This window comes from Streptomyces sp. NPDC026394 (assembly GCF_055567735.1).
On sequence record NZ_JBVHPX010000001.1, the window covers coordinates 940,112 to 965,982 of the forward strand.

At 70.5% G+C, this 25,871-nt stretch carries 21 protein-coding genes; 14 read left to right on the forward strand and 7 right to left on the reverse strand.

The window, feature by feature from the left end; all coding sequences use genetic code 11:
- Positions 1 to 42 precede the first annotated feature (42 nt).
- From mycP to ACZ4QV_RS04040, 4 genes are all read left to right on the forward strand, one after another.
- Positions 43 to 1,383, forward strand: a complete 1,341-nt coding sequence (gene mycP / locus ACZ4QV_RS04025; RefSeq protein WP_361583725.1) for a type VII secretion-associated serine protease mycosin — start codon at positions 43 to 45, stop codon at positions 1,381 to 1,383.
- Positions 1,384 to 1,478: 95 nt separating this feature from the next.
- Positions 1,479 to 1,679, forward strand: coding sequence for a hypothetical protein (locus ACZ4QV_RS04030; RefSeq protein WP_467762537.1), 201 nt, complete (start codon positions 1,479 to 1,481; stop codon positions 1,677 to 1,679).
- Positions 1,680 to 2,153: 474 nt separating this feature from the next.
- Complete coding sequence (locus tag ACZ4QV_RS04035) at positions 2,154 to 2,495, forward strand: WXG100 family type VII secretion target (protein ID WP_467762538.1); 342 nt, start codon at positions 2,154 to 2,156, stop codon at positions 2,493 to 2,495.
- A 30-nt stretch (positions 2,496 to 2,525) separates the two neighbouring features.
- Positions 2,526 to 3,644 (forward strand): WXG100-like domain-containing protein, encoded by a 1,119-nt coding sequence (locus ACZ4QV_RS04040; RefSeq protein WP_467762539.1) that lies wholly within the window; start codon positions 2,526 to 2,528, stop codon positions 3,642 to 3,644.
- Between the two features lie 151 nt (positions 3,645 to 3,795).
- On the opposite strand, the gene ACZ4QV_RS04045 is transcribed toward ACZ4QV_RS04040, so the two are convergent.
- Together ACZ4QV_RS04045 and ACZ4QV_RS04050 are read right to left on the reverse strand one after the other, a co-directional pair.
- Positions 3,796 to 4,788: a WXG100-like domain-containing protein gene (locus ACZ4QV_RS04045; protein ID WP_361618258.1), complete on the reverse strand. Its 993-nt coding sequence runs from the start codon at positions 4,786 to 4,788 to the stop codon at positions 3,796 to 3,798.
- 150 nt (positions 4,789 to 4,938) lie between these two features.
- Complete coding sequence (locus ACZ4QV_RS04050) at positions 4,939 to 5,283, reverse strand: WXG100 family type VII secretion target (RefSeq protein WP_361638685.1); 345 nt, start codon at positions 5,281 to 5,283, stop codon at positions 4,939 to 4,941.
- Between the two features lie 472 nt (positions 5,284 to 5,755).
- Here ACZ4QV_RS04050 and ACZ4QV_RS04055 point away from each other — a divergent pair, with 472 nt between their 5' ends.
- From ACZ4QV_RS04055 to ACZ4QV_RS04070, 4 genes are all read left to right on the forward strand, one after another.
- A complete protein-coding gene (locus ACZ4QV_RS04055; RefSeq protein ID WP_467762540.1) occupies positions 5,756 to 6,439 on the forward strand; it encodes a hypothetical protein in 684 nt (227 codons plus the stop codon).
- Positions 6,439 to 7,011 carry a hypothetical protein gene (locus tag ACZ4QV_RS04060; RefSeq protein ID WP_361638689.1) on the forward strand — a complete coding sequence of 191 codons (573 nt, stop codon included), beginning with the start codon at positions 6,439 to 6,441 and terminating at the stop codon, positions 7,009 to 7,011. Before ACZ4QV_RS04055 ends, ACZ4QV_RS04060 begins: the two co-directional genes overlap by 1 nt.
- Positions 7,012 to 7,170: 159 nt before the next feature.
- Positions 7,171 to 7,809 carry a hypothetical protein gene (locus ACZ4QV_RS04065; protein ID WP_361583704.1) on the forward strand — a complete coding sequence of 213 codons (639 nt, stop codon included), beginning with the start codon at positions 7,171 to 7,173 and terminating at the stop codon, positions 7,807 to 7,809.
- Between the two features lie 154 nt (positions 7,810 to 7,963).
- The gene (locus ACZ4QV_RS04070; RefSeq protein ID WP_361145396.1) at positions 7,964 to 8,278 is read left to right on the forward strand and encodes a hypothetical protein; all 315 of its coding nucleotides are present in this window, start codon (positions 7,964 to 7,966) and stop codon (positions 8,276 to 8,278) included.
- A gap of 74 nt (positions 8,279 to 8,352) precedes the next feature.
- On the opposite strand, the gene ACZ4QV_RS04075 is transcribed toward ACZ4QV_RS04070, so the two are convergent.
- The 4 genes from ACZ4QV_RS04075 to ACZ4QV_RS04090 form a co-directional block, all read right to left on the reverse strand.
- Positions 8,353 to 9,762 carry an SUKH-4 family immunity protein gene (locus tag ACZ4QV_RS04075; RefSeq protein WP_361145393.1) on the reverse strand — a complete coding sequence of 470 codons (1,410 nt, stop codon included), beginning with the start codon at positions 9,760 to 9,762 and terminating at the stop codon, positions 8,353 to 8,355.
- A complete protein-coding gene (locus ACZ4QV_RS04080; RefSeq protein ID WP_361638691.1) occupies positions 9,759 to 11,954 on the reverse strand; it encodes an ATP-binding protein in 2,196 nt (731 codons plus the stop codon). Before ACZ4QV_RS04080 ends, ACZ4QV_RS04075 begins: the two co-directional genes overlap by 4 nt.
- Positions 11,955 to 12,099: 145 nt before the next feature.
- The gene (locus ACZ4QV_RS04085; protein WP_361638693.1) at positions 12,100 to 13,362 is read right to left on the reverse strand and encodes a hypothetical protein; all 1,263 of its coding nucleotides are present in this window, start codon (positions 13,360 to 13,362) and stop codon (positions 12,100 to 12,102) included.
- Positions 13,363 to 13,831: 469 nt separating this feature from the next.
- Complete coding sequence (locus ACZ4QV_RS04090; protein ID WP_361145385.1) at positions 13,832 to 14,260, reverse strand: hypothetical protein; 429 nt, start codon at positions 14,258 to 14,260, stop codon at positions 13,832 to 13,834.
- Between the two features lie 272 nt (positions 14,261 to 14,532).
- Here ACZ4QV_RS04090 and ACZ4QV_RS04095 point away from each other — a divergent pair, with 272 nt between their 5' ends.
- Both ACZ4QV_RS04095 and ACZ4QV_RS04100 read left to right on the forward strand, forming a co-directional pair.
- Positions 14,533 to 14,841, forward strand: a complete 309-nt coding sequence (locus ACZ4QV_RS04095; RefSeq protein WP_361583689.1) for a WXG100 family type VII secretion target — start codon at positions 14,533 to 14,535, stop codon at positions 14,839 to 14,841.
- On the forward strand, positions 14,838 to 15,620 hold the full coding sequence (locus tag ACZ4QV_RS04100; protein WP_467762541.1) for a WXG100 family type VII secretion target: 783 nt from the start codon (positions 14,838 to 14,840) through the stop codon (positions 15,618 to 15,620). The genes ACZ4QV_RS04095 and ACZ4QV_RS04100 overlap by 4 nt, the downstream gene beginning before the upstream one ends.
- A 129-nt stretch (positions 15,621 to 15,749) precedes the next feature.
- Here the strand turns inward: ACZ4QV_RS04100 and eccCa are convergent, their stop codons facing one another.
- The gene (gene eccCa, locus ACZ4QV_RS04105; protein ID WP_361145376.1) at positions 15,750 to 19,706 is read right to left on the reverse strand and encodes a type VII secretion protein EccCa; all 3,957 of its coding nucleotides are present in this window, start codon (positions 19,704 to 19,706) and stop codon (positions 15,750 to 15,752) included.
- Positions 19,707 to 19,987: 281 nt separating this feature from the next.
- Between eccCa and eccD the strand changes: the two genes are divergently transcribed.
- The 4 genes from eccD (at position 19,988) to ACZ4QV_RS04125 (ending at position 25,836) form a co-directional block, all read left to right on the forward strand.
- Entirely contained in the window at positions 19,988 to 21,463 is a 1,476-nt protein-coding gene (eccD, locus tag ACZ4QV_RS04110) for a type VII secretion integral membrane protein EccD (RefSeq protein WP_361145373.1), read from the forward strand.
- Between the two features lie 198 nt (positions 21,464 to 21,661).
- Positions 21,662 to 21,949: a 30S ribosomal protein S15 gene (rpsO, locus tag ACZ4QV_RS04115; RefSeq protein ID WP_003982664.1), complete on the forward strand. Its 288-nt coding sequence runs from the start codon at positions 21,662 to 21,664 to the stop codon at positions 21,947 to 21,949.
- A 300-nt stretch (positions 21,950 to 22,249) separates the two neighbouring features.
- Positions 22,250 to 24,460 carry a polyribonucleotide nucleotidyltransferase gene (locus tag ACZ4QV_RS04120; RefSeq protein WP_361147285.1) on the forward strand — a complete coding sequence of 737 codons (2,211 nt, stop codon included), beginning with the start codon at positions 22,250 to 22,252 and terminating at the stop codon, positions 24,458 to 24,460.
- Positions 24,457 to 25,836: a M16 family metallopeptidase gene (locus tag ACZ4QV_RS04125; protein WP_361145370.1), complete on the forward strand. Its 1,380-nt coding sequence runs from the start codon at positions 24,457 to 24,459 to the stop codon at positions 25,834 to 25,836. The genes ACZ4QV_RS04120 and ACZ4QV_RS04125 overlap by 4 nt, the downstream gene beginning before the upstream one ends.
- Positions 25,837 to 25,871: the final 35 nt, after the last annotated feature.

Consider the following 25,871-nt stretch of genomic DNA (forward strand, 5'->3'; position numbering starts at 1 on the left):
CTAGGGCTGTGGGCCCCGTCCTGCAGAGGAGAGGTGTACGGCATGAGCTTCACGCGAACGCTGCGTGCGGTGGGCGGCGCGGCGGTGGCGGGAGCGCTGCTCTTCGGCACTGCGTCGGCTGCTTCGGCAGACCAGGTCAGAGACGACCAATGGGCGCTCGACTATTTGAGTGCGGGCAAGGCGTGGTCACAGTCCACAGGGAAAGGCGTCACCGTCGCCGTCATCGACAATGGCGTGAACGGGAGCCATCCGGACCTGGCGGGCAACGTGCTCCCTGGCAAGAACTTCTCCAGTGGGGACCCGGCTGACCGCGAAACCCGGAACAACCACGGCACTGGTATGGCGTCGATCATCGCCGGCCACGGGCATGGGAGCGGTGGTTCCCAAGGCGTCAAGGGCCTGGCCCCTGACGCCAAGATTCTGCCCATCAAGAACTGGGATTCGGACGGAAGCACCCTCACGAACACCTTGGCTGAACCCTTGCGGTATGCCGTTGACCACGGTGCCAAGGTAGTGAACATGTCGTTCGCGGGTGTGGGGTCGCTCCGTGACGACGAGAAGCAGGCAGTCGCCTACGCCGCCTCCAAGGACGTTCTGCTGATCGCGGGATCGGGAAACGACAGGTCGGCGCACTATTACTACCCGGCTGCAGAGCCGGGTGTGTTGGCTGTTGGCGCGGTCGACCAGGAAGGGAAGATCTGGGAGGACTCGAATTACGGGCCGCACCTTCTCCTCAGCGCTCCGGGTAGGCAAATCCGTTCGGCCGCAGCCAGTCAGCCGTATCAGTACACCCGTGGGACGTCCGACGCGACTGCTTACGTGTCCGGTGCCGCAGCGCTGATCCGGTCGAAGTTCCCGGACCTGACGGCAGGGCAGGTGGCGAATCGGCTCACCAAGACCGCGCGGTTCCCGTCTACGGCTTCGGGCACGGCTCCGGACGCGTACTACGGGTACGGGATCATCCGTCCCTATGACGCTCTCACCAAGAACATCCCCGCCGGATCGAAGAACGGCCCGCTCAAGGCTCCTGAAGCCCAGGGGCAGGAGCAACCTCCCAACGGGAACGCGAACCAGGACCGCTGGAAGGAAGAAGAAGACAACAGCAACACCAAGGCGGCCATTGGTATTGCGGCCTTCTCGCTCATTGTTCTGGCGATCATCACCACGATCGTCATCCTGGTGAAGAAGAGGAAGAAGAAGCGTAACGGCCCGCCCCCCGGTGGCGGTTACGGCGGTCCTGGCGGGCCGGGTTACTACCCGCCGCAGCAGCCCGGCCCCTACCAGCAGCAGGGTCCTTACCAGCAGCCCGGCCCCTACCAGCAGTCCGGCGCTCCCGGCGGCTATCCGCCGCCGGCGCCCCCCAACCAGCCTCCGGGCCAGTAGAAAACGTGTGAGCTTGGGCAGGCTCCGCCGCCGAATACTTCTTCGCGGGAGCCTTTCCCCACGGGTCCCACAGTCCTCGGGCTGTGGGACCCTTCTTGCTTTTCAGAAACGGCACCGCGATGGCGGTGGCGTTCGGATCGGGTGCCGCCATCGACCTCGATGAGAAGAAAGCGATCAGCTACGCCCTGCCGAAGGACGTTCTGCTCGTGGCTGCTACAGGAAATGCCGGCAGCTCTTCGCCTGAGTACCCCGATGCCGCACCAGGGTGCTGGCTGTCGGTGCGGTCGCGGCAGTAGCCGCGTCGCGCAACTATGAAGAGGGGTCCGCAGCTCGTTGTGGGCCCCACTCTGTGCTTACGAGGGAAGGGGCGGCAAGGTTGTCAGCTGCGTGCACGTTGTTCGCTCGGATGAGTGGTGATTGATGCTGGTGTGGGTGTGTGCTGTTTGTTTCGGGTGTTGGTCTGGGGGTGACTGGTTCTTGGGGGTGGGTGTGCGGGAATGACTGGGTGGCGCTGTGGGGGTGGGTAGGTGGTTTTGGGTCGGAGGGGCTTGGTCGTGGCGCGGTAAAGGTTTCTTCGGATTGTCTGAGCGGTGGGGCGTCGGGGGGTTGGAGGGTGATGGATCGGGCGTGCGAACGGGGTGGGGCGGGTGCGTGCGGCGGACGGCTGTTTGCCGGTCCTGCGGTGGAGTGGAAGGCTCGCGGCACTTCATCAGGGGGCGGTGATTTCGCCGCCTCTTTCGCCGGCTGATTGTTCGAGTGGGGGCTGTGTGGTGGGCAGGGCATTCGATGTCGATACGGATGGGATCAGGCGTCAGGGCGGAGAGTTCGTCCACATCGGTGCGGAGTTCGGGAGCGCTTCGAAGCGGCTGCGGGACACGTTGCAGGGGTTGGGGTCGCCATGGCGGGGCGCTGAGTTCGCGGAGGCGTTCGCCATGGTGTACGAGCCGGTCCGGGACGGCATGTTCGCTTCCATGGATTCGCTCGGGAAGCGGATGGAGGGAATGGGGGAGAACCTCCAGGAAATGGCGAGGAGGTATGAGGCGGCTGAGGGGGAGGGCGTGCGGCTCGTCGGGCAGGTGTCGCGCTCGTACCCGACGTCTCAGGGGCTGTGATGGTGGCAGGCGTCCGGGGAGGAGGCGGCCGTGGCGCTGACGCTGCCCGGTGAGGTCGTATGGGTGCTCGATCTGCTCGGGTACCAGTGGCCCGAGGCCGACGAGGACAAGCTCATGGAGTGCGGGCGGGGCTGGCTGGACTTCGCGGCCCAGGTCGGACGGACCGACGGGCGGGGCGGATGCGCCGTACGGGAGGTCGTCGGCGGCAGTTCGGGCGAGGCGGTGCGCCGCTTCTTGGGTGAGTGGGAGGACTTCTCGGGCGGCCCGGGCTCCTACCTGACCGACGCGCGGATCGCGGCGCAGGTGATCGGTGTCGCGTTCGAGGTGGCGGCGGCCGCGGTATTCGCCGCGAAGGCCGAAGTCGTCGCGCAGCTCGTCGTGCTGGCCGTCGAACTCATCGCGGCGCAGGCCGCGGCGCCCTTCACCTTCGGACTCTCGGAGATCGGGGCCCTGGGGGTGACTCAGGCCACCCGCCTCATGGTGCGACGGCTCTTGGACACGCTGAAGCGGGAGGTCGTCGAAGCGGTCACCGAGGCGATGGCGGACGCCGCGCAGAAGGGCGTCAGGGAGATCGCTTCCGACTTCGTGAAGCACCAGGTCAAGGACTTCGCGACGGACTACGCGCGGAAGGCCGTCCGGGACGTCGTGGTCGATCCCGCCAAGGAGAAGACCATCGACATCGTGACCGGGGCCGGGCAGAACATCGCCCAGCAGGGGATCGAGAGCCATTTCGGCGCCCGCGCCGGCATCGATCTGGGCGACACCGTGGACGGTGCCCGGGAGGAGTGCGCGAAGCAGTTCGGCACGGTGCGGGGCGGTGAGTTCACCGCCGGCGAGTACGTCGTCGGCGCACCGAGTGGCCCGGGGGAGAGGGCGGGGGGCTTGGCCGGTCTCCTCGACCCCGCGACTCATCGTGACCGGTTGCTCGACGGCGCTACGGAGGCGGGGACGAATGTCGCGGCGGTGAGGGCGAGGGAGGCCGTTCAGTCCGGGAGGGGAGGTGGTGGCGGAGACGGGGGTGGAGGAGGCGGAGGTGGAGAAGGAAGTGGAGGTGGAGAAGGAAGTGGAGGTGGAGAAGGAAGTGGAGGTGGTGGTGACGGTGGGGGGAAGCCCGGTGTCGCGGAGGACGTCCGGGCTGTTTTCGGGTGAGGCCCGCTGAAGCCTGAGGGCTCAGCGCGAAGGGCGTGTGGCGCCCACGCCCCGCAACCTTTCCCGCCACGCCCCGCAGCCTCCCCCGCCGCCGCGCCGAGGCCCGCACCTCGCCGTGCGCCGAGGCCCGCACCCCGCACGCCTCAGGCCCTCACCCGAACACAGCCTGCACCGAATCCCTCGCGCCGTCGGTGACGCCCTGGTGGCGGGTCGCGGCGCCGCCCGTGCGGTGGTCCACGTGTTTCTGGGCCGCGTCGAGGCCGCGGTGGGTGAGGTCCTCCCGGGCGTGGTCGACGTAGGTCCGGGGGGCGGCCAGGCTCTGGGCACCTTCCTTGAGCCCGTCGACGTATTCGCCGGCCTTTTCCTTGCCGATGTCGGCGGTTTCACCCCAGTCCATGCCGTCACGGGCACCAAAATGATTCTCGATGCCCTGCTGGGCGACGTTCTGTCCCATTTCCGTGGCGGCTTCGGTGGCCTTCGCCTTGCCTTCTTCGACGACCTTGTCCTGGACGGTCTCCTTGACCGTGTCCTTGACCGTCTTCTTGGCACAGTCCATGGCCAACTGTCGGGCTTCCTTGGACACCGCCTTCTTGGCCAGCTCCTTGATGGCGTCCATCGTCGCGTGTTCCATGGCCTTGGTGACGGCCTGGACGACCTCTTGCTTGATCTTGTTCAGGATCTCGCGGACGGCGACGCGGGTGATTTGTGTGGCGCCTGCCGCACCCGCTTCGGACAGCCCGAACGTGAAGGGGGCGGCCGCCTGTGCGGCGATGAGTTCCACCGCGAGGACGACGAGTTGCGCGATAATGGCGATCTTGCCGGTGAGTACGGCGATGGCGGCCGCGTCGAAAGCCAGGGCGATGGTCTCGGCGGCGATCCGGGCGTCCCGCAGATAGTGGTCGGAACCGGAGCCGCCGGAGAAGGCGCCCCATTCCTTGGTGAATCCGTCGACGGCTTCGCCCGTGTTCGCCCCGAATACCTCGTTCGCCGCCGACGAGCCCTGGGAGGCCGCCTGTTCGACCTGTGCGGCGAAGGTGCGCCAGGTCTCGGCGCACTTGAAGAGCGCGTCCTCGTCGGCCTGCGGCCAGTCGTACCCGAGGAGCCCGAGGACCCAGGCGACCTCGCTCGGCAGTGTCAGTGACACAGTTGATCGTCCCCCGTGCGGTTGCAGCCGTGTGCGGCTGGAGTGATCGTGTTGACGGCCATGCGTACGGCCACGGGCGCGGCGATGCGTACGGCCATGGGCACGGCTGCGTAGGGCCGCGTCTATGGCCGCACGGACCGGCGGTATTTCTCAGACGGCGGGGCGGGAAACCGAGCTGACGACCTGGACGCCCTGTTCGTCGGAGGCCGTGTAGGTACGGGCCATGCCCTGGAGTTTGTCGCCGATGTCCTCGATGCGTTCGCCCAGCGAATCCATGGAGGTGAACATGCCGTCGCGGATCGGGGTGTAGATGACGTCGAAGGCCGCGCCGAAGTCGGCGTCCTCCCAGGGCTTTCCGAGGCCCTCCAGGTCGTCCTTGAGTTTCTTGGCGGCCTTGCCGAACTCCGTACCGATGTTCACGAACGCATGTCCCTGGGTGCGCAGCACCTCAGGATCCACGTCGAATGCCTTGCCCGCCATCACGGCCCCCGTCATTGCCCTGTCATTCGCGCCTGGCGCGTTTGTCTCCCGACAGGCCCGGCGTGACCACTTTATGTGTTCTTAACGCAGGCATGTCAAGGCGGCTCCGCGTGGGCGGGCGCCGGGCCAGCGGCCCGCGTTCCCCGGGGGGGCAGGGGTCGGGAAAGGATTCCAACGGGGCGCCGCCGACAGGCTGTTGGGCGGCATATGGCTGCGTAATCCGCTCGAATGAAGCTCGAATTCGGGGGGATTGACCGTGCTGGGATGTTGGCGGCGGCCGGAATGCGAGACGGGAGGGAGTGGTGCGGACGGGGAAAGAGGTGGTTAAGTTTTGGTACCTGCCCGGTCAAGAGGCCGCGCGCCCGGGGTGGCGTGCGTGCGCGTGGCGTACGACTGCCGAGCGGGCCGGCGCTGCCCTCCGCCTCAACACGTTCCTCGTCCCCCACCCCAGCACGCCCCTCGTCCCCCACAGCAACGCGGTCTCTCCATGCCAACGCAGCCCTTCTTCCGTCCGCGCCCGTCGCCCCTACGCATGCGCCCGTCGGCCCGGCTGCCGTCCTCGGCGGGCAGGGTCGTAGGTGCCGGTCTGGTCCTCGCCGGGCTCTTCTTCGGCGGGATGACCGCCAAGGACATGGGGTACGCGAACGGCCGCAAAGGTGACGCGGGCACGCTCACCGTCCAGGACTGCCGCACGCAGTTCGACCGCGTCGGTTCGTCCCGCCACCGGCACGCGCGGCCCGTCGTCACCTGTACAGGTACCTTCCGGGACGACCGGGAGGGCCGGGAGGGCCGCGGCCACCTGGACGACGGGGGCGGCCGGGAGGACGAGGGCGGCCGGGGCGGCGCCACGGTCGAGGACGCGACGGTGGAGACCGGCGCCAAGTTCGAGCCCGGCAAGCAGTTGGCGGTCCAGAAGACGGACCACGAATTCGTCATCATCGACGGGCAGTGGACCCGGCAGAGCCCGGCCATCGTCTGCGTCTCCGTGTGCGCGCTCGTGGCCGGAGTGTTCTGCCTGCTCACCGGCTTCGGCGCACGTCGTGGCCCGAAGTTCCGGAACGCCTGGCGCGGGGTACCCGGCGGTACGGCGGTCCGCGCCGTTCTGGCCGGTACCGGCGGCCTGGCCGCCCTCGGCGCGGGCGCGGTGCTGCTCATCGACGGGATCGTCTGATGCCGCCGCCGAGCGTGATCGGGCGGGCCGTCGGCCTCGTCCTGGTGGTATTGGGGGTGACGGTCTGCGCGATCTCGGTCCGAGGGGCGGCCCTCGCCGCCGGACACACCGGCACGCAGGGCACGTACACCGTCGAGAAGTGCAAGGAGCGGTACACGGTCGGCGGCAGCGGCCGTCACGGCAGCCGGACGATCAGCTGTACGGGCACCTTCCGGGCCGATCGGGACGTCGACGGTGCCCGCACGGTCAATCCCTTCGGGGCGTTCCACCCCGACACGGTGTACCCGGCGGGCGCCCGGGTCCCCGTACAGAGCGGCGACGACGGCACGCACGTGGCCACCGGCCGGAAGCAGGTGTGGGGCCGGGCCGCCGGGGTGTCCGTGTCCCTGCCGATGCTCGCGGCGGGTGCTTTCTGCCTGCTCACCGGCTTCGGCGCGCGCCGGGGACGGCCGTTCGGCGACGGCTGGGACGGGCTGCCCGGCGGGACGGTGCTGCGCCCGCTGCTGCTGTCCGTCACCGGGGTGGGCATCCTTGGTACAGCCGTCTTTCTCTTTTTGCAGCATTACGGGTGACGCTGCGGACCGCCTGGCCGGCCGGGCGGGTGCGCGCGGGCCGTAGGCTCGGCACATCGCGGAAGCACGTACACCCCCGTACGCGCGGCATGACCGGCATACCGACGCGTGCATCGTTCGTCCTGCACCTTCGCACGCCCCTGGAAAGGATCGCTGACCATGGCAGCACAGTCGGAACACACCAGGTCAGGCGCGTCCCATGCCTCCAGTGCGGGCGATGCGCCGGGTGTGGGGGACGAGGTGAAGCGCGGCCTGGGGCGGCTGATCGGGGTGGGCGTTCTGCTGGCCGCGCTGCTGCTGATCGCGATCGGCGTCTACGTGGGCCCGTACTCGGTGTGGGTGGACGGCAGCCCCGGCAAGATCACCGTGGAGGCGTGCGCCACGGACTACCACTACGCGAACAAGCAGCACTCGGGGAACCGTACGCGCGACATCCAGTGCTACGGCACGTTCCGGTCGGACGACGGCCGGACCAAGGACCTGAACGCCAGCGTCGACTCCTGGCACCGGTTCAAGGAGGGCGACCTGATCGAGGTACGCCAGGTGGGCCGCTCCAGCTACGTCCAGCACAGTTGGAACCGGCTGGCCAACGGCGTGCTGTGCCTCTGCGGCGGGCTGGTCGTCCTCGTCCTGGGCGTGCTCTGCACGGTGACCGGCTACCGCTTCCGGAGCGCCCCGAGCTTCGACGACGCGTGGCGGTCGGTCGGCCCCGGCGTGCTGCGGACACTGATGGTCGGGCTGATGGCAGCGGGGCTGATCGGCGCGGTGCTGTCCGGCGCGGTGCTCTTCTTCACTTAGCCGGGAGCCGGGAGCCGGAGGCAAGAGCCGGAAGCCGCAAAGCAGGCAGCGAGGGCCGGAAGCCGGGGAGCGGCAGAGAAGACCGGCGGAGAGGAACGGCGGAGGCGAACACAGCCGTACGGGACCGAACAGCCGTCCCGTACCATTCCCGCTCATGGACGCACCCGCCGATGCCGCCGATGCCGATGAACCGTCCCCGACCGCCCGCCGCGTGAGCCTGACTCCTCGTCAGGCCCGGCAGGTCCGGATCGTTCTGGCCTCCGTGCTGATGGCCGCGATGGCGGCCGTGCTCGTGATCCGCCTCGCGAGCCGTACGTCGGTCCTGGTCGTGGGGGTGTACGGGGCCGCGCTGATCCTGTGCGGGGTCGTGATCGAGCTGAGCCGGAACGGGCGTACCCGGCTGGGCACCTGGCTGCTCGGCCTGGGCCTGGCGGCGGCCCTCGCCGCCGACTGGCTGCTGCTGCCCTGAGAGCCCCGCCGCGCCTCTCGCCTCCCACCCCGGCGGGTCCGCGCGCCCGGCGCCCGGCAGGGCTCAGGTCGTCGTCAGAACAGCCCGTGCCACATCTGCTCGACGACCAGGGACCACCAGTTCTTGTCACTGTCCAGGGACCACGCGTCGATCGCGACCAGTTGTTCCTGGAAGGCGGCGACCGCCGCCCCCGCCGCGCGCGGGTCCATGCCCCGCATCCGCTGCCGAGTGGTCGTCAGCAGGGCCAGGGAGCGCAGGAACGCCGCGAGGGAGGCGTTGACGAACCGGCCGCCGCCCGAAGACGGCTGGACCGCCCACACCGCGCCGATCAGCGTCCGGCTCTCCTCCGGCGCCGTGCACTGGACGGTGACCAGGTAGGCGCCGTCCGTACCGATGCGGACATGGCCCGCCAGATGGCCGAGCGTCGCCTCGGAGGCCTCCGTGCCGATCGAGCGCAGCTGCGTCGCCGCGTCCGTGAACAGGCCGCCGGCCGGCGCCCGGCCCGCCTGGTCGGCGGTGAAGAAGTACGGCACCTCCACGGGCAGCCCGGCCCAGGTCAGCGTCTTCTTGGCGGCCTCGGGCAGCGCGGTGCCCGCGATGTCGTCGGCGTCCGGGCGGAACACCCCCTGCGGGCCGAAGACCTCGGCGAGCTGCTTGCCGAGCGCCACGTCCCGTACCGGTTCGGCCCGCGGCACGCTGTCGGGCGACGGGACCGGCAGCCGGTGCGGTCGCGGCGGCGGCTGCTGCCCCGAGAGCTGGTGCGTCATCTCGACGTGCCGCAGCAGTCCGGCGACGCCCTCGGCGCGCTCCTCGGGCGTCGCGCCGTACCCCGCGGTGCAGGAGAAACGGGCGTTGGGGAAGGCGCGGAAGACGAAGTTCCCGGTGTAGCCGCCGGGGAACAGGGCGGGACGCAGGTCGGTGTGGACCGCGCGTACGTCCTCGCCGCGGACGCCGATGCGCCGCAGTTCGTCGAAGAGCTGGTACTCGGCGGGCGGCAGGCCGGGGCGCGACACGCGCACCAGGTTCGTCTCGGCGCCGCTGGACGGGTCGTCGTACGTGGCGACGGCGGTGTTGCCGGGGCCGGTGACCGGCGGTCCGGCGGGCGTCGCCGCGGAGGTCCCGCTGCCCACATCGCTGCCCGTGCCACTGCCCGTGACGCTGCCCGCATCACCGTGCGCGCCGCTGCCCGTACCGCTGTCCGCGCCGTGCTTCTGGCGGTACATCCGGACGACCTCCTCGACCGGTACGGAAGGCCAGACGGTCAGCTCACCGCCGGCCCGGTCGACGACGCCACAGGCGTTGCCCACCTCCGCCGGCGGCCGCCGCAGGCCGGTCGCCGGATCGACCTCGGGCGGCGGCGGAACCGCCCACACCACCCAGCCGAGCTCGAACTCCTCCATACCGACCTGGCGCCGCGGGCCCTGGTGCCCCTCGGGATTGAGCCAGCGGTCGGCGGTGGCCTGGGCCTGCGCCTGGGTGATCACGTGCGGTCTCCTTCGCGGCCGTGCGGACCGGCGGGGGTGTCGGCAGGGGGAGCAGGGGCGGGTACGGGGGCGGAGAGGGACGCGGAGACGGGTGCGGAGGCGGGCGGGGGCGCGGGCAGCGGGATCTGCAACGCCTTGACGCCGCGCTCCGTGGCGACGACCAGGACGCCCTCGGGTGAAAGGTCGGCGTCCGTGAAGGGGACATCGCTGACGAGGGCGGCCACCACCTCCGTACGCTGCCGGTCCCACACCCGGACGTAGTCCGCGCCCTGGCTCAGCGTGAGCGGCGCCGCTGCCCGTACGTCCTCCGAGGGGTGCAGGACCTGTGCCGGGTCGGCGTCCACGAGCCCCGGGCCCAGCAGTTGGTGGACGAGCACGGCGGAGCCATCCGTCTCTCCGGTCCCGGTCGCAGAGCCGATCTTGGACTCGGCACCGGTTCCGGCGAAGACCGTACGGGAGCCCGGGGTGCCTTCGGGAACGACGAAGACGGCGACCGGCAGCGCGGCGACGACCGGGTCCGTACCGGCCGTATGCGTACTGGGCGGGGCCGTACCGATCGGGTCCGTACCGGCCGGGTCCGGACCGGCCACGCCCCCGGCGGCGGGAGTCCGCGGCAGGCTGCCGACCGTCACGCCGGTGACCCCGGGCAGCGGCACGCTCCACAGCGTGCGCCACGGCAGGCCGAGTCCGAGCGCGTGCACCGCGTCCGCGTACGGGCCGAGGCCGTCCTCGACGAAGGCCGTCTCCAGGAGCGCCGCACGCATGACGACGGACGCCTGGGACCGGGTGAGCAGCGGCGCCGTCCGCAGGTACGTACGGGCGGGAGCGCCCAGGGTCTCGTACGGCACGGCTTCGACCGCCGTACGCAGCGCGACCGGGTCGGCATGCGCGAACAGGCCCGGGTCGGTGAGCAGTTGCGGCAGCAGACCGGCGGCCAGCGTGTGCGCGGCGAGGTGGTCGCGGACGTACGGGTCGGCGCGGGACCAGTCCTGCTCCGGCACCGCCTCCAGGAGCGCCATGGCGATGCGAGTCTGCGCGTCGCGCGCGTCGGCCAGTCCGGCGCGAACCGCGTCCGCGACGCCGGGATGCACGAGGCGCAGCAGCTTACGGCCGGCACCGTCGGCATCCCCGGGGCCCCCGGCCGCTTCGACGAACGGCCCCGCCAGCAGCATCCCGTCCGCGATCTCCTCGGTCAGGTCGCGCCCGGCGACGGCGGACGCCAGCGGCCCCCACAGCCTGAGCGGCAGCCCGGCCCCTTCGGCGAGTGCCAGCGGCGCCAGTATCAGCCGCAACGTCCGCGGGTCGGCGCCCAGCCGCCGCGCGTGCAGGTCCAGCGCCTCGTCCACACTGCCCGGCAGGTGTGACCCGTCGGACGGGTCGAAGCCTTCCGGCCGCATCAAGACACACCGTACGGCGAGCCGCGCGGTCAGCCGGTTGCCGTCGGCGCGCTCCGCGACGGCCTCGGCGAGCGCCCGGCGCGCCCCGGGGTCTTCGGTGTACGGCAGGGCCGGGGCGTCGGCCTCCGGGGCGAGCGACGTCTCCACCTGGTGGACGAGCCCTTCGGGGTCGGCCCAGCGCGGCTCGTCGAGGTCGATGATCTGTCCTTGGCCGGACGGCAGGGCCGCGATCACCTCGGCGGCGAGCGCCCGCGGCACGTCGGCGAGGAGCTGGACCGTGCCGGTCTCCGCGAGCGGTTTCAGCACGTCCCGTACGAGGCGCGCGGGCTCGTCGGCGGCCCGCACCGGGCCCGCCCGGTCGACGTCCGGCACGACGACCGTCACCGGGCCGGCAGCAGCGGCGAGTCCGGGGACGATGTCCGCGCCGCGGGTGGCGGCCAGGCCGAAGTGGTCGGCGAGGGTCCACAGGACCTGTCCGGCGGTGCGGCCCTCGGGGGCGGCTACGGCGGGGGCGGGCAGGTCGGGCGGTACGGTCGTCGGATCCAGGTCGTCCAGCGGCAGGCGCTTGCGGTGCTCCGGGTCGCACAGCATGAGGAAGCCGGCCACCAGGTGCGAACGCCCGCTGCCGGGGCTGCCGGTGAGCACGACGACCCGGGGGGCGCCGGGCCACTGCATCCGCCAGGCGGCGAGCGCACGCAGGACGGCGGTACGGCCGCCGATGTACGGATGCGGCGCATAACCCCCCGTACCGCCGCGCTCCTCGCCCGTGGCGTGCATGAATTCCTCGTCCCCCATGAATCCTTCGCCCTCCGCTTTCCGCTCTCCGCCTTCTGACTTCCGCTGTCCGCCTTCTGACGTCCGCTCTCCTCGACTTCTGGCTGATCCTACGATCCGGCACTGACACCGGCGCCGCTGCCCGCCGAAGCCCAGGTCAGCAGGGTCAGCCCGCGGGCGGCGGGCCGAAGCCGCCCTGCGGCGGCGGATATCCGCCGGGCGTCTGGAACCCGCCCGGCGCCTGGTAGCCAGGAGGCGCCTGATATCCGGGAGCTCCTGGAGGGCCCTGATGTCGCGCGGGCGGCCCCTGGTGGCCACCAGGGGCCGGGGCGCCCGGCACCGGCCCTCCGACCGGCCCGTACGCGGGCGCGTCCATGGCCCCCGGCGCATAGGGCCCTGGCACACCCTGGCCACGACCAGGACCAGACCCATGAGCAGGAACCGTGAACCCAGGAACCCCCGCCATCCCTGGCCCCGGAGCCCCCGGCAGTCCCGGTGCCCCCGACTGAACCGGCACCCCGGGCCGCCCCATCAGCACCAGCACCACCACCGAACCGACCAGCTCCACCAGCATCTGCACCCGGCCCAGCAGCACGCCGCCCGGCGCGACGTCACCCAGCTCGAAGAGCGTGCCGGTACGGAGCGAGCCGATCAGGCTCAGGAAGGCGACCGGCAGCAGGACCAGCGCCGTCCCGAGGGCGAAGCCGCGGGCGGAGACCCGGCGGGTGGCGGCCAGGAGCGCGCCGACCGCGCACAACGGCAGGAAAGTGAGCCAGGCCCAGCCGGGCGCCATGCCGAGCATGGCCCTCAGCACGCCGCGGCCGGTGAACAGGATCTCCAGCGACGCCCCGGGCCCGCTGCCGAGGGACTCCGCCAGCGCGTAGCAGATCCAGATCACCCACAGGAGCGTGAACGCGCCCAGCACGATCGCGGACACGGGGCCCGCGGGGCCGCCGGGGCGTACCGGAGGCAGGCCGGGCGCCCGGCCGGGGCGCGGCCAGGCCCGGATACCCGCAGGCAGGACGACGGCGGCGACGAGTGCCGGCGGCACCAGCGCGCCCGCGGAGAGGAAGACGGCCATGAGGGTGGAGTCGTCGATGTCGCCCGCGCCGAGGAACCAGCGGTCGGTCGAGGTGTGGCTGCCCGTGCTGACGATGGCCTGCACCCGCAGGGAGAACGTCAGCGCCGTCGCCACCGCGAGCAGCCCGCCGGCCGGCCGCCTCCCGGCGAACGCGGTTACCGCGGCGGCGCCTTGCAGCAGGGCCAGGCCCAGCTCGTACGGAGTCGTGACCGGATAGGCGGCCATCGGGGCACCGCCGAGACCGGCGGACGTGCCTCCCGTCCATACGTCCCACAGCGTGCCGGGCCCGAGCGTCACAAGATCATGTCCGAGCCAGTACAGGGTGTGCAGGAGGAAAAGCAGGCACAAAGCGCCTGCCGTGATCCGCGCGCCCTTACTGAGCACCCGAATATGTGGCATTTTGCTCCGCTCTCTCCCGCGTGCGCTTCTCCGGCACGCGATCGCGCACGATAGTAATGCCGGTCAAGTTCCCATCCAGCGCAGGCAAGCTCAGGCAAGCGCAGTCCAACTAAGACAAGCGCAGACAAGAGCGGGCATGCGTCGACAAGGGAAGATCACGTACCGGCGTATGCGGTCAAACACCGGACGGGAGAGCGGACAAGCGGGAAAACATGGTGACGAGCCGGGCCCCGAGGAGTACGGCACCAAAGACGCCGAACGCGCCGAAGACCCAGAGAAGCCCAAACCGTCCAGGACGCCGAAGCCGTCCAACCCGTCCAACCCGACGAAGCCGTCAAGCCGCCGAAGGCGTCAAAGAACCGACTCCGTACGCCGGACGACGTGCAGGGCCCGGCCACCGACAGCCGGGCCCGCAGGGTCAGTCCCGGTGGCTCGACCCGCCCCGGCCGCCCCGCCGCGGCCCCGTCACGATGGCACCCGAAGGCCCGTCGCGCTCGGCGCGCTCCTGGTCCTCCTTGGCCTCCTGCTCCTTCTGCCACTTCGCGAACTGCTCGCGGGAGGCCTCCCGCTCGGCCTGCGTCTGGTTCTCCGCCGCCCGCCGCATCTCGTTCATACGGTCGCCGATGGCGCCCATGTACTCCTCGGACTGGATGGCGTCCTTCATGCCGATCCGCCCGGAAAGCACCTCCTGAGCCATCTCCTGGAGCTTTCCGCCGACCTTGGGGTTGGTGGCCAGCGTCTGCAGGGCCTTGCGCAGCCGGTGCGCCTGTTCGGGATCCTGGGCGACGTCCATCAGATCCGCGTCCTGGATCTGCCGCTCATTGCCCGCGCCGTTCGTGCCGTTCATGTCTTCTGCCCCCGGTGAACTCGGTGGTACAGCAACCGCGTGTGCTGCACCGGCGTCATGAGTCTAATGACGGATCGGAACCACTCGTCAAGGAGGCTTGTTGGCATTGCGGGATATTGGTCCCTTTTCCCGCCCCGTACTGCCGCCCCGCCGCTCCGGACGTGCCGGTCGGTCGCTATCCGGGTGTGCTAGACCTGAGGACTTGTCCGGCAGGCCGTCGCCGCTTTCGAGCCGCGTCATTCGCGCCGCGCCAATCAATTCGGGGAGAAAAGATGTCAGACGAGGTCCGGATCAGTACCGAGGAGCTGCACAAGCTCGGTACCGAGTTCGAGATATCCGCGGACGACCTGGGCCGTCAGCTGACCGCTTTCAGACGGCGCAGTGACGCCGCGGCGCTGTGCGAAGGGTTCGGCTCACGCGAGGCGGCCGGACCGTACCTGGAGCTGTACGAGCAGGCCGAACGCGCCCTGGAACAGCTGCGGGAGCGGCTGACGGAGGTCGCCGACGGCCTCCGGGAGACCGCCGTGTCGACGGACACGGCCGAGGAAGAACTCGTCAAGGCGATCCGGGGTGTCCAGTGACCGAGCAGCGCGACCCCCAAGCCCTGCACGAGGCGGCAGCCGGCTGGCGGGACATGGGAAAGCACCTGGACGGCCTGGTGCGGGACTTGGACCGGCAGGTGGGCAAGGCAGCGGCCGCCAACTGGCAGGGCCCCGCGGGTGAGGCGTTCGCGGCGGAGTGGCACCAGCTCAAGCGGTCCGTCGACGAGACCCTGCCGGCCTTCGAACTCGCCGCCGCCGACCTGGAGAACGCCGCCTCCCAGGACAAGGGGGCGCACGCGGGCGTGGGCTCCGGCGCTCACGACGCCGCACCGGACGCCTCCCAGAACAACGGCGCGCAGTCGTCCGGTACGCAGACCGCGTACGGCTTCATGGCCCTGGGCCAGCTCGCCACATCGCTGGGCGGCGCCTTCCGAGGGAAGGGGGGCAAGGGCGGCGGCCGGGGGCAGCGGCCTCCGCTGACGGCGCAGTGGGAGACCTCCAGCGCGCCTCAGGGGCCCGACCCCTTCGGACCGCCGCAGACCGGACCGAAGAACGCACGGGGCGGCGCGGGCGTGGCCAAGGGGGTACGTACGGGAGAGACCGCGGCCGCGGACGGCGCCTCCGAGGCGCCCCCCAAGGCGCCGTCCGCCGAAAAGCCGTCCGGCCCCCAGGAACGGCCCGGCCTCCAGGGACGGCCCAGTACCCAGAAACAGCCCAGCCCCCAGGAACAACCCAACACCAAGAACAAGGCCGACAAGGCCGACAAGGACGCCAACCCCCCGTCCCACGACGTCCGCCGCCACGGCGCCTTCGGCTGAAGCCGGAGCCCCGCCCCGACGCCCGCACCCACCCGCACACTCACACCCGGAAAAGCGCCAGGGCGCCCCTCCCGAAGGAGAGGCGCCCCACCGCTTTCGTCCGGCGCCGCGACGGCGCCGGACCGCCCGTCAGCCGCTGTGCGCCGGCAGCCACCCGGTCTGCACCAACTGCGCACCGCGCTTGCGCGTGATGAAGTGCGCACGCCCCGGTGTCAGGCTGGTCGCCTTGATGTTGCCCATCAGCGGCCCCTCGCCCGGGTCGCCCGACAGGATCAGACCCTGGGCGCCGAGTTCCTTCGTCCGCTGCATCACGGGCTCGAAGGAGGAGCGTCCGGCCCCCGAGGAGCTGCGCGCCAGGATCAGGCGCAGACCCAGGTCGCGGGCGAACGGCAGGTACTCCAGCAGCGGCTGGAGCGGGTTGCCGCTGCTGGTCGCCACCAGGTCGTAGTCGTCCACGATCACGAACGCGTCCGGCAGGTCGTACCAGCTGCGGTTGCGCAGCTGCTCCGGCGTGACGTCCGGGCCCGGCATCCGGCGCCCCAGCGAACCGGCCAGCCCGGTGATGACCTCCTGCAACTGCGGCCCCGCCGCACAGTACTTGTACATGTGGCTCTCGGGGATCTCACCGAGCAGCGCGCGCCGGTAGTCGGAGACCACCATGAGGGCCTTGTCCGACGGGTAGCGCTCCGCGATCTGCTTGGCGATCAGACGCAGCAGCGAGGACTTGCCGGACTCGCTCTCGCCGTAGATCACCAGCAGCGGGTCGGTCTCGAAGTCGATGAACGCCGGCGACAGAGTCGTCTCGTCGACACCGATCGCGATGCCGTGCTCCGGGTAGTCGCTGCCCTTGGGCAGGTCGCTCGCCGGGAGCAGCGTCGGCAGCATCCGCACCTTCGGGGCGGGCTCGCCCTGCCAGTGCTCCTTGACGGTGGCCACCAGGTGCGCCATGCCGTCGCTGAGGCTCTCCGCCTCCTGGACGCCGTCGATACGGGGCAGCGCCGCCAGGTAGTCCAGCTTCTCGGGGGAGAGGCCACGACCCGGGCGGCCCATCGGCACGTTCTCCGCGCGCTTGCGGTCGAACTCCGACTCCATCGGGTCGCCGAGCCGCAGCTCGACGCGGTTCAGCAGCTGGTCGCGCAGGGCGGGCCGCACCTCGGTGTAGCGGGAGGCGCCGAGGATCAGGTGGATGCCGAAGCCGAGACCGCGGCTGGCGATGTCCAGTATGACCGGGTCGAGCTGCTCGTAGTCGGTCTTGAAGGTGCCCCAGCCGTCGATGACGAGGAAGACATCGCCCCACTTCTGGTCCGGGAACGCGCCGGCGGCGCGCCGCTGGCGGTAGGTCCCCATGGAGTCGATGGAGTTCGCGCGGAAGAACTCCTCGCGCGCGTTGAGGATGCCGACGACCTCGGCGACCGTACGGCGGACCTTCTCCGCGTCCAGCCGGGAGGCGACGCCGCCGACGTGCGGCAGCCCCTCCATGGCCAGCATGCCGCCGCCACCGAAGTCGAGGCAGTAGAACTGCACCTCGGACGGGGTGTGGGTGAGCGCGAAGCCCGCCATGGCGGAACGGATCAGCGTCGACTTGCCGGACTGCGGACCACCGACGACCAGGCCGTGACCGGCGCCGGCGGAGAAGTCCAGGTACATCACGTCGCGCCGCTGCTCGAACGGCTTGTCCACGAGCGCGACCGGCACGACCAGCTTGCCGAGCGCCGTGTACTCCGGGGCGTGCACGCCCCGCTCGGGCGTGACGGCGAGCGCCGGGAGCAACTGGTTGACGGTGGGCGACTCGTCCAGCGGCGGCAGCCACACCTGGTGCGCCGGCGGGCCCTGGCCCTGCATCCGCTGCACGATCACGTCCAGGACGGTGTCGGCCAGCGCGTCGTCCTGCTGCTGGGTGAGCGACGGCTCCTCGGCGATGATCTCCTCGACGATCGGCGCCAGCACCGGGGACGCCGTGAACGGCACCGGCATCCGGCTCGTACGGCTGCCACCGCCGCCACCGCCGGCGCCGGGACCGCGGTACGGGCCCGACACGTACGCGGCCTTGAACTGCACCATCGTCTCGGTGTCGTACTTCAGGATGCCGGAACCCGGCACGTTGGGCAGGTGGTACGCGTCCGGCACGCCGATCGCCGTACGGGACTCGGCGGCGGAGAACGTCCGCAGACCCAGCCGGTAGGACAGGAAGGTGTCCAGGCCGCGCAGCTTGCCCTCTTCGAGGCGCTGCGAGGCGAGCAGCATGTGCACACCCATCGACCGGCCGATCCGGCCGATCTGGATGAACATGTCGATGAAGTCCGGCTTGGCGGTCAGCAGCTCGGAGAACTCGTCGAGCACCATCACCAGCGAGGGCAGCGGGTCCAGCGGGGCGCCGGCGGCGCGGGCCTTCTCGTAGTCGGTGATGTTGGCGTAGTTGCCCGCCGACCGCAGCAGCTCCTGACGGCGCTGCAGCTCACCGGTGATCGAGTCGCGCATACGGTCGATCAGGCTGACGTCGTCGGCCAGGTTGGTGATGACCGCGGCGACGTGCGGCATCTCGGACATGCCGGTGAAGGTGGCGCCGCCCTTGAAGTCCGCGAGGATGAAGTTGAGCGTCTCCGAGGAGTGGGTGACCGCGAGGGCGAGCACCAGGGTGCGCAGCACCTCGGACTTGCCGGAACCGGTCGCGCCGACGCACAGGCCGTGCGGGCCCATGCCCTCCTGGGACGCTTCCTTGATGTCGAGCATGACGGGCTGGCCGTCCTTGTCGACACCGATCGGCACGCGCAGCCGCTCGTGCAGCGTGCGCGGGCGCCAGGTGCGCGAGACGTCCACCGAACCGGCGTCGCCGATGTTCATCAGATCCGTGAAGTCCAGGTTGGACAGCAGCGGCTCCTCGCCGTCGGCGCCCGAACCGGCCCGCAGCGGCGCCAGCAGGCGCGCCAGCGACTCCGCCTCGGAGACCGACAGGGTGTCCACGGTCCCGTTGTAGACCGCGCCGCCCGCCGACTCCAGCACCAGCTTGCCCGGCCACACCTGCACGGCCAGTCCGCCCCGGATCTCGTCCAGGTCGCCCGGCACGACCTCCAGGATCGTCACGCCCTGCAGGCCCTCGGCCCCGGCGATCACCGAGTCCATCGGCACCTCGCCGGCGTCCAGCACGACCACCACGTGCGGGGTGTCGGTGACCGGCGTGCCCTGCGGGTTGAAGCGGCCGCGGCCCTCCAGCTCCTCGGCGAGCAGCTCCTCGATCTCCCCCAGGTCACCGACGACCAGCCGGCGGGTGCCGGCGCCGTCGGTGGTCTTGTCCTGCACGTGCGGCAGCCACTTGGTCCACTCCCACTCGGCCTGCGCGCCCGGCGCCGCCACCACGGCGACGACCAGGTCCTCCGGCGAGTGCAGGGTGCACAGCTGCGCGAGGATGGCGCGCGCCGACCCGTACACGGTGTCCGGGTCGCCGGAGACCGTCAGGTGGTAGAAGGCCCGCAGCGAGACCGCGAGCGGCAACTGGTCCAGATACCCGTGCTTGTCGAGGAACTCCTTCATCGCGTGCGCGGTGAGCGGTTCCAGTTCGTCGACCGGCGCGGTCTCCGGCGCCTTCAGGGGAGTGGCGAGCTGCTGCGGGCCCAGCCCCATCCGTACTTGTGCGAAGTCGGGGTCGGACGGGCGGCGTTCCCACACCCGTTTGCCTTCGGCTACGACCGCCCACAATTGCCCCGGATCGGGGTGGAGGAAAAGCTGCGCGTCACGCTGTTTGCGCGCGGTGCGCCGCACTTCCTTTCGCTTCTGCGCCAGGTATTTGAGGTAATCCTGGCGCTCCTGGAGCATTTGCCCGGAAGGCCCTTGGCGGGCCTTGACGATCTGGACAATAGCCATCGCGAGGGTGGAAACCACCATCACGCCGCCCATGATCTTCATGAACGGCTGGGTGCCCATGAACAGGAAACCCGCCGAACCCGCCATGCCCATCATCGGCATGAGGTTCATCAGCATGTTGTCCTCGCCTTCGCGAGGCAGCTCCGGCGGAGCTTCGAGCGTCAACTCCTCACCGGGGATATCAGGTGGAAGCGCGCGGGGCGGGCGCTTGACGATGACAACGCTCACCGAGGCATCAGTCCTTCATGCATCTCGCAGTCTCGGACCGCCCCCGTTGGTTCGACGGTCCCCCGGACCAAGTCCATGGCCCGACGCAGGCGTTGATCCTACTGTTAACGGTCAAGTGCCGGGGCGGGTGGGGCGGCGGCCTAATTGGGGGGTACGCTGACGCCTCGCGAGCGCGCCCAAGGCCCCGTAACGACGTCCCTATATATAAGGCACGGTGGCGGCGCCCCTATATATAAGGCACGCACGCGACAAACTGCCCAACGGATAGGGGGAACCGCCAGGTGAGCACGACTACAGGCACCGGCTTCTGCCGGGTCACAGTCGCCGCGCCGGACGCACGGATCGACGTGGCACTGCCGGAGGATGTCGCACTCGTCGATATTTATCCGGAGATCCTGCGACTCTCCGGTCAGTCCCAGGCGGAGGGCGCCCCCACCGGATACCACCTGGTGCGCCGGGACGGCACCGTCCTGGACGCCGGCCAGTCACTCGCCCAGCAGCGCATCCTCGACGGCGACCTGCTCCTGCTGCGCCCGTTCGCCGAGTCGCTGCCGCTGCCCGTCTTCGACGACGTCTCGGACGCCGTCGCCTCCGCGGTCAAGCGCAACCGCAACCGGTGGAGCGACGACCTGATGAACATCGTCGGCCTCACCGCCGGCGTGCTCCTGCTCGTCATGATGGCGTTCGCTCTGTGGTTCTCCAACCCGGCCGACCGCGACATGCACCGCCTGCCCGGCATCATCGCCGGCGTGACCGGCATCGTCCTGGTCGCCCTGTCCGGCGTACGGGCCCGGGTCTACGACGACCACGCCTCGTCCATCGCCCTGGGCCTGGCGTCGCTGCCGCACCTGCTGATCGCCGGTTCCGGGATCATGCCGGTGGCCGACGGCGAGGGCCCCGGCCGGCTGCAGTTCCTGGTCGGCTGCGTGACCGTACTGATCGCGTCCGTACTGCTGGTGGTCCTCCTGCCGCGCGGCGACGCGCCCTTCGTGGCCGCCGCCTTCCTGGCCACCATCGGCACCCTCGCGGTCTTCGCCGCCATCCTCACCGAGGCCGAGCCGCGCGAGGTCGCCGCGGTCACCGCCGTCGTCGCCATCGCGGTGGTCGCCTGGCTGCCCGGCCTGTCCTCGCGCTTCGCCCGGCTGCCCATCGGCTACAAGTCGCCCGACCAGATCGCCGCCGGTCCGCACAACGACGGCGAGCCGGGCGCGGCGACCGAGTCCGTCGACTTCGTCAAGATCGGCAACCAGGCCAAGCGCGGCCACGAACTCCTGCTCGGCCTGGTCGCCGGCTGCTCCGCGCTGGTCGTCGGCGCCGCCGGCGTCGTCCTCGGTTTCTCCGACAACAGCTGGGCACAGCTGCTGGCGCTGGCCGCCGGCATCACGATCATGCTGCGGGCCCGGCTCTTCGACTACACCGCGCAGGTCGCCTGCCTGACGATCGCCGGCATCCTGACGGTCGTCCTGCTCATCCTGGGCATCGCGCTGCACCCGCCGGTCGACGTCATCGCCGACCTCGTGCGCTTCGGCGACTCCGGCCCGCTCAACGTCCGTACGGTCTGGTTCTCCGGCAGTATCGCGGCCGGCGCCGCCATCCTGGTCGGTGTGGGCCTGGTCGTCCCGCGCAAGGGCGTCACCCCCTTCTGGGGCCGCGTCTTCGACATCTTCGACGGCGTCGTCCTGCTGTCGCTGGTGCCGCTGTGCCTGGCGGTACTGGACGTGTACGGCACCGTGCGCGGTCTGACCGGCTCCTCGTAGGAGACCGCGAAAAGCTCCTCGTACGGATGACCCGCCCACGACAGGGGGTCACCCGTCCGCACGGCCCCCCGACCGCCCGGTCGGGGGGCCGTTTGCAGCTGGTACTCTGGGTGACGGCCTTTGTTGAGTCATCCAAGATCCCCTGTGAAGTCGATCCAGGGGCGCTCGCGGGCCGATGGACATCAAGAGGAGTACCGCGTGTCGCTCGACGCCGCTACGAAGAAGCAGATCATGGCCGAGTTCGCCACCAAGGAGGGTGACACCGGCTCCCCCGAGGTCCAGGTCGCGATGCTGTCCCGCCGCATCTCGGACCTGACCGAGCACCTCAAGGTCCACAAGCACGACCACCACTCCCGCCGTGGTCTGCTGCTGCTCGTCGGCCAGCGCCGTCGCCTGCTGCAGTACCTGGCGAAGAAGGACATCACGCGCTTCCGTGCGCTGGTCGAGCGCCTGGGCATCCGCCGCGGTGCGGCGGGCGCCAAGTAAGACGACGTGAAGGGAGCGGTTCCCACACCCGGGGGCCGCTCCCTTTGCCGTACGTACCGGACGTCCGGTCCCCTGCCCGGTGGACCGGAGCTTTGTAGTCTGGTCCCATAACGCCATAGCGAAGAGGTGGAGCGCCTTTCAGCCGCCGGTCCTCGGTAGTGGCCCCCGGAAGGCGCGCGGACGAACCGCGCGACCCCGTATCCGGGTGCTTCGATCGAAGACCGGCCCGCAACCCCGGCGCTCCACCGACGAAGGTCCACCGCCACACGGGCGGTTGACGCAGACGAGGAGATATCCCTGGTGGAGAACGAGACCCACTACGCCGAAGCCGTCATCGACAACGGCTCCTTCGGCACCCGCACCATCCGCTTCGAGACGGGCCGCCTGGCCAAGCAGGCCGCCGGTTCCGCCGTCGCGTACCTGGACGACGACACCATGGTGCTGTCGGCCACCAGCGCGTCCAAGACGCCCAAGGACCAGCTCGACTTCTTCCCCCTGACGGTGGACGTCGAAGAGCGCATGTACGCCGCCGGCAAGATCCCCGGCTCCTTCTTCCGCCGTGAGGGCCGGCCCTCCGAGGACGCGATCCTCACCTGCCGCCTGATCGACCGGCCGCTGCGCCCCTCCTTCAAGAAGGGCCTGCGCAACGAGATCCAGATCGTCGAGACGATCATGGCGCTCAACCCCGACCACCTCTACGACGTGGTCGCGATCAACGCCGCCTCCTGCTCCACGCAGCTGGCCGGCCTGCCCTTCTCCGGCCCGATCGGCGGCACCCGGGTCGCGCTGATCGACGGCCAGTGGGTCGCCTTCCCGACCCACACCGAGCTGGAGAACGCGGTCTTCGACATGGTCGTGGCCGGCCGTGTCCTCCCGGACGGCGACGTCGCGATCATGATGGTCGAGGCCGAGGCCACCGAGAAGACCATCCAGCTGGTCAAGGACGGCGCCGAGGCCCCCACCGAGGAGGTCGTCGCCGCCGGTCTGGAGGCCGCCAAGCCCTTCATCAAGGTGCTGTGCAAGGCCCAGTCGGACCTGGCCGCCAAGGCCGCGAAGCCGGTCGGCGACTTCCCGGTCTTCCTCGACTTCCAGGACGACGTCCTGGAGGCGCTGACCGCCGCCGTCAAGGGCGAGCTGGCCCAGGCGCTGACCATCGCGGGCAAGCAGGACCGCGAGGCCGAGCTGGACCGCGTCAAGGCCGTGGCCGCCGAGAAGCTGCTGCCGCAGTTCGAGGGCCGCGAGAAGGAGATCTCCGCCGCCTACCGCGCGCTGACCAAGTCCCTCGTGCGTGAGCGCGTCATCAAGGACAAGGTCCGCATCGACGGCCGTGGCGTGACGGACATCCGTACGCTCGCCGCCGAGGTCGAGGCGATCCCGCGGGTGCACGGCTCGGCGCTGTTCGAGCGTGGCGAGACCCAGATCCTGGGCGTCACCACCCTGAACATGCTCCGCATGGAGCAGCAGCTGGACACCCTCTCCCCGGTGACCCGCAAGCGCTACATGCACAACTACAACTTCCCGCCGTACTCCGTCGGTGAGACCGGCCGCGTGGGCTCGCCCAAGCGCCGCGAGATCGGCCACGGCGCGCTCGCCGAGCGCGCCATCGTGCCGGTGCTGCCGACGCGCGAGGAGTTCCCGTACGCCATCCGCCAGGTCTCCGAGGCGCTGGGCTCCAACGGCTCCACCTCGATGGGCTCGGTCTGCGCCTCGACGATGTCGCTGCTGAACGCCGGTGTGCCGCTCAAGGCCCCGGTCGCCGGCATCGCCATGGGCCTGATCTCCCAGGAGATCGACGGCAAGACGCACTACGTCGCCCTCACCGACATCCTCGGTGCGGAGGACGCGTTCGGCGACATGGACTTCAAGGTCGCCGGTACGAAGCAGTTCGTCACCGCCCTGCAGCTCGACACCAAGCTGGACGGCATCCCGGCGTCCGTGCTGGCCGCGGCCCTCAAGCAGGCCCGCGACGCCCGCCTGCACATCCTGGACGTGATGAACGAGGCGATCGACGTTCCGGACGAGATGTCCCCGAACGCGCCGCGCATCATCACCGTCAAGATCCCGGTGGACAAGATCGGTGAGGTCATCGGCCCCAAGGGCAAGATGATCAACCAGATCCAGGAGGACACCGGCGCCGACATCACGATCGAGGACGACGGCACCATCTACATCGGTGCCGCCGACGGCCCGGCCGCCGAGGCCGCCCGCGCCACGATCAACGGCATCGCCAACCCGACCATGCCGGAGGTCGGCGAGCGCTACCTGGGCACGGTCGTCAAGACCACCACCTTCGGTGCGTTCGTCTCCCTGCTGCCGGGCAAGGACGGTCTGCTGCACATCTCGCAGATCCGCAAGCTGGCCGGCGGCAAGCGCGTCGAGAACGTCGAGGACGTGCTCGCCGTGGGCGCCAAGGTCCAGGTGGAGATCGCCGAGATCGACCAGCGCGGCAAGCTGTCGCTGGCTCCGGTCATCGAGGGCGAGGACGAGGCGAAGGACGACGCCGCCAAGTGACGTCCCGTAGCTCACGGACGACGGCCCGCACCTCTTCGGAGGGGCGGGCCGTCGCCCGTACCCAAACGCTTCTCAAGGGCACCAACGGCGCCGGCACGGTCCGCAAGACGGTCCTGCCCGGCGGCCTGCGCGTGGTCACCGAGACCCTGCCCTCCGTCCGCTCCGTCACCTTCGGGATCTGGGCCAATGTCGGCTCCCGTGACGAGACCCCCTCGCTGAACGGCGCCACCCACTACCTGGAGCACCTGCTCTTCAAGGGCACCAGGAAGCGCAGCGCGCTCGACATCTCCGCCGCGATCGACGAGGTCGGCGGTGAGATGAACGCCTTCACGGCGAAGGAGTACACCTGCTACTACGCGCGGGTGCTGGACACCGACCTGCCGCTCGCCATCGACGTGGTCTGCGACATGCTGACCGGCTCGCTCATCGAGCCCGCCGACGTCGACGCCGAGCGCGGCGTGATCCTCGAAGAGATCGCGATGACCGAGGACGACCCGGGCGACTGTGTGCACGACCTGTTCGCGCACACCATGCTCGGTGACACCCCCCTCGGCCGCCCGGTCCTGGGCTCCGTCGACACGGTCAACGCCCTCACCCCCGAGCGCATCCGCCGCTTCTACAAGAAGCACTACGACCCGACCCGCCTGGTCGTCGCCGCCGCCGGCAACGTCGACCACGCCAAGGTCGTCCGGATGGTCCGCGCCGCCTTCGAGAAGGCCGGTGCCCTCGACCGTACGGACGCCGTGCCGATGGCCCCGCGCGACGGCTCCCGCACCATCCGTACGGCGGGCCGCGTGGAACTGCTCAACCGCAGGTCCGAGCAGGCCCACGTGATCCTCGGCGTGCCGGGCCTGGCCCGGACCGACGACCGCCGCTGGGCCATGGGCGTGCTGAACACGGCCCTCGGCGGCGGCATGAGCTCCCGCCTCTTCCAGGAGGTACGGGAGAAGCGCGGCCTGGCCTACAGCGTGTACTCGTACACCTCCGGCTACGCCGACTGCGGTCTGTTCGGCGTGTACGCGGGCTGCCGCCCGAACCAGGTCGACGACGTCCTGAAGATCTGCCGCGACCAGCTCGACCAGGTCGCCGACGAGGGCCTGACGGACGACGAGATCCGCCGCGCGATCGGGCAGCTGCGCGGTTCCACCGTGCTCGGCCTGGAGGACACCGGCGCGCTGATGAACCGCATCGGCAAGAGCGAGCTGTGCTGGGGCGCCCAGATGTCGGTCGACGACATGCTGGCCCGGATAGCGGCGGTCACCCCGGACGAGGTACGGGAACTGGCCCGCGATGTACTGGGACAGCGCCCGTCGCTGTCCGTCATCGGCCCGCTGAAGGACCGGCAGGCGGACCGGCTGCACGACGCGGTCGCCTGACCTTTCGTATCAGGCGTACCGGAGGTACCAGGCGT

Excerpts from the sequence above, each read along its gene's own strand:
- mycP (WP_361583725.1), top strand. The coding sequence starts at position 43 with ATGAGCTTCACGCGAACGCTGCGTGCGGTGGGCGGCGCGGCGGTGGCG.
- ACZ4QV_RS04050 (WP_361638685.1), bottom strand. The coding sequence starts at position 5,283 with ATGACGGGGGCCGTGATGGCGGGCAAGGCATTCGACGTGGATCCTGAG.
- ACZ4QV_RS04055 (WP_467762540.1), top strand. The coding sequence starts at position 5,756 with ATGCCAACGCAGCCCTTCTTCCGTCCGCGCCCGTCGCCCCTACGCATG.
- ACZ4QV_RS04060 (WP_361638689.1), top strand. The coding sequence starts at position 6,439 with ATGCCGCCGCCGAGCGTGATCGGGCGGGCCGTCGGCCTCGTCCTGGTG.
- ACZ4QV_RS04065 (WP_361583704.1), top strand. The coding sequence starts at position 7,171 with ATGGCAGCACAGTCGGAACACACCAGGTCAGGCGCGTCCCATGCCTCC.
- ACZ4QV_RS04070 (WP_361145396.1), top strand. The coding sequence starts at position 7,964 with ATGGACGCACCCGCCGATGCCGCCGATGCCGATGAACCGTCCCCGACC.
- ACZ4QV_RS04080 (WP_361638691.1), bottom strand. The coding sequence starts at position 11,954 with ATGGGGGACGAGGAATTCATGCACGCCACGGGCGAGGAGCGCGGCGGT.
- ACZ4QV_RS04090 (WP_361145385.1), bottom strand. The coding sequence starts at position 14,260 with ATGAACGGCACGAACGGCGCGGGCAATGAGCGGCAGATCCAGGACGCG.
- ACZ4QV_RS04095 (WP_361583689.1), top strand. The coding sequence starts at position 14,533 with ATGTCAGACGAGGTCCGGATCAGTACCGAGGAGCTGCACAAGCTCGGT.